Raw genomic sequence first — 3,192 nt, forward strand, 5'->3', positions numbered from 1 at the left:
TTTCTCCCCCTTCCCCACCCCCTTCCTGCGGGGGCCGGTGCGCCGCTACCGCGCCAGCGCCGGGGCGGACGTCGCCGCGGCGGCGGTGGCCCTGCTGGGCCGCGACGAGCCCGGCCGGCACGTGCACGAAAACCAGGCCATGATGGCGCTGGCGGCTATTTAGCGGCCGCCAGACCCAAGCGCAGCAGTTTGCCCTTGGCGTCGTCGGTCAGCAGGTACAGGTAACCGTCCGGGCCCTGCCGCACGTCACGGATACGCTCGCCGAAGTCCACCAGCAGCGGCTGCTCGCTGACCACCTTGTCACCGTCCAGGGTCAGCCGCACCACCCGCTGGAACGCCAGTGCGCCGACGAACAGGCTGCCTTTCCACTCCGGGAACCGGTCGGCGGTGTAAAAGGCCAGGCCGCTGGGCGCGATGGACGGCGTCCAGGAGTGGATCGGCTGCTCCATGCCCTCGGCAGTTTTTTCGCCCGAGCCGATCGCCTGGCCGTTGTAGTTGATGCCCAGCGTGATCACGGGCCAGCCGTAGTTGAGGCCGGCCCCGGGGATATTGAGTTCGTCGCCACCGCGCGCCCCGTGCTCGGTCTGCCACAGCACGCCGGTGGTGGGATGCAGCGCTGCGCCCTGCACGTTGCGATGGCCGTAGGACCAGACGGCGGGAATGGCATCGTCACGGCCCACGAAGGGGTTGTCGGCGGGAATGCTGCCGTCGCGGTTGATGCGGAATATCTTGCCCTGGCCCCGGTCCAGGCGCTGCGGATTGTCCCAGTTGCCGCGGTCGCCGCTGGTGACGTACAGGCGGCCCTCGCGGTCGAACACCAGGCGCGAACCGAAGTGTTGGCCGGCCTCGAGCTTGGGCAGCTGGCGGAAGATCACCGCCACATCGGTGAGCGCGCCGGCCACCAGCTTTCCACGGGCAACGGCCGTGCCACCGCCGCCTTCACCGGGTTCGCTGTAACTCAGGTACACCCAGGGATCGGTGGCGAAATCGGGATCCAGCGCCACATCCAGCAGGCCGCCCTGGCCCTTGGCATAAACCCCGGGCACTCCCGATACCGGCGCCGACACGCTGCCGTCGGACGACACGATGCGCAGCCGGCCGGGACGTTCGGTCACCAGCATGCGGCCGTCGGGCAGGAACGCCAGTCCCCAGGGATGCTCGAGCCCCTGGGCAACCCGGGTGATTTCCAGGCCATTGAATTCAGTGGTTTCCGCTGGTTTGGCGGGCCGGGCGGCTTGTGCCGCATCCGCGGGTTCGCGGGCGCCACAGGCGGCGCAGGCCAGGACCAGCAGGGAGGCGAGGGCGGTTCTCATCGGGCAATTCCTCGGGACTTTGAAAAGTTCAGCGCAACAGCGGCGCCAGGGCGGGCCAGACATGGTCCCGCAGCTTGGGCTGGGCCTCGGCCACCGGGTGCAGGTTGTCGGACTGGAACGCGCTGCGCTCGGTGGCGATCGGCTCAAGCAGGAAGGGTAGCAAGGCGGTGCCATGGAGCTTGGCCAGGTCACTGTAGTTGCGCTCGAAGCCCTGGGTGTACTGCGCGCCGAAGTTGGGCGGCATGCGCATGCCCACCAGCAGCACGCGCGCCCCGGCCTGCTTGGACGCGACAACCATGCGCTCGAGGTTGGCGCGCGTCTGTGCCAGCGGCAGGCCGCGCAGCCCGTCGTTGGCGCCCAGTTCGATCACCACCACGGCCGGCTTGTGCCGCGCGAGCTCGCCGGCGATGCGGCTGGCGCCACCGGCGGTGGTTTCGCCGCTGATGCTGGCGTTGGCCATGCGCCAGCCCGGATGGCGGGCCTTGAGCCGCTCGTCGGTCAGCGCCACCCAGCCCTGCGCGGGCGCAAGCCCGTAAGCGGCCGAGAGTGAATCCCCCATGACCAAGACTTTGCGCACAGGGCTGGGCTGCGCCGCGTGCGCCATCATGGCCGGCAGGGCCAGCGCCAGCAGCAGGGCCGTTACGCCCCGTTGAACCCTGGCCCGCCATGCTCCGTAAACTTGCGACATTGATTGAAACTCCACGATTTGAGGATTGCCATGGCCGACAGCCACGATGTTTACGCCGCCACCCAGGCCCTGCGTGCAGAACGATTGGGCAAGCGCGTGCCGCTGCCGTCGGGACAGCTCACTATCCTCGATGGGGTCGGTTTTACCATCGCCAAGGGTGAAGCGGTCGCGATTGTCGGTGCTTCCGGTTCAGGAAAGAGCACGCTTTTGTCGCTGCTGGCAGGCCTGGACGTTCCCAGCGAGGGCTCGGTGATGCTGGACGGACAACCCCTGTCGGCCCTGGACGAGGACGGGCGGGCGAAGGTTCGCGGCGAGAAAGTCGGCTTTGTTTTCCAGAGTTTCCAGCTGCTTCCGTCGCTCACCGCGCTTGAGAACGTGATGCTGCCGCTCGAACTGAGGGGCGACGACGACGCCGAAGGCCCGGCGCGCGCCATCCTTGCGCAGGTGGGCCTGGCCGAGCGGCTCGAACACTACCCGAGGCAGCTTTCCGGTGGCGAACAGCAGCGCGTCGCACTGGCGCGGGCATTCGTGACGCGGCCGGCGGTGCTGTTCGCCGACGAGCCCACCGGCAACCTCGACACCACCACCGGCCAGGCCATCGTGGACCTGTTGTTCGACCTCAACCGCGTCGCCGGCACCACGCTGGTGCTGGTGACCCATGACGAGCGCCTGGCGGCGCGCTGTGGCCGCGTGCTGCGGCTGGATTCCGGCCGACTGGTGTCGGCATGAAGATTGCGCGCCTGGCGTGGCGCCAGCTGCGGCGCGACCTCGCCTCGGGCGACGTGCGCATCCTGCTGGCGGCCCTGGTGCTGGCCGTCATGGCCGTCAGCTCGGTGGGCTTCGTCACCGACCGCGCGGAGCGCGCCCTGGCGCTGGAAGCCAACCGCCTGCTGGGCGGCGACGCCGTGCTGCGCTCGGACGCGCCCATCACCGGCGCACTGCGCGAATCCGCGTTCGCGCCCGGGCTCAAGCAGACCCAGACGCTGACCTTCCCCAGCATGATCCGCGCCGGTGACGCCCTGCGCCTGGGCGACCTCAAAGCCCTGGGTGAAGGCTTCCCCTTGCGCGGCAGCTTCCGCCTGCTCGACCCGGCCACGGGTCTTGAAAGCACGGCCGGGGGGGTGCCCCCCGCAGGGACCGTTTTGGGCACCCGCCCCCGCGCCCCCCCGCCTGGGGCCCAGGGGGGGGGGC

3 protein-coding genes and 1 pseudogene are annotated in these 3,192 nt (G+C 69.7%); 2 read left to right on the forward strand and 2 right to left on the reverse strand.

The genetic code is table 11. The features are described 5' to 3' along the window. Positions 1 to 155 precede the first annotated feature (155 nt). Positions 156 to 1,313 (reverse strand): PQQ-dependent sugar dehydrogenase, encoded by a 1,158-nt coding sequence (locus K0M70_RS03340; protein WP_290779274.1) that lies wholly within the window; start codon positions 1,311 to 1,313, stop codon positions 156 to 158. A gap of 28 nt (positions 1,314 to 1,341) precedes the next feature. Beyond that, positions 1,342 to 2,001, reverse strand: coding sequence for an arylesterase (locus tag K0M70_RS03345; RefSeq protein ID WP_290779276.1), 660 nt, complete (start codon positions 1,999 to 2,001; stop codon positions 1,342 to 1,344). Between the two features lie 30 nt (positions 2,002 to 2,031). Between K0M70_RS03345 and K0M70_RS03350 the strand changes: the two genes are divergently transcribed. Then, the gene (locus K0M70_RS03350; RefSeq protein WP_290779279.1) at positions 2,032 to 2,730 is read left to right on the forward strand and encodes an ABC transporter ATP-binding protein; all 699 of its coding nucleotides are present in this window, start codon (positions 2,032 to 2,034) and stop codon (positions 2,728 to 2,730) included. Continuing rightward, positions 2,727 to 3,192 (forward strand): annotated as a pseudogene (locus tag K0M70_RS03355) (permease); the annotation flags it as partial. The gene K0M70_RS03350 and the pseudogene K0M70_RS03355, both read left to right, overlap by 4 nt.

Source organism: Arenimonas sp. (assembly GCF_019459675.1).
GTDB lineage: Bacteria > Pseudomonadota > Gammaproteobacteria > Xanthomonadales > Xanthomonadaceae > Arenimonas.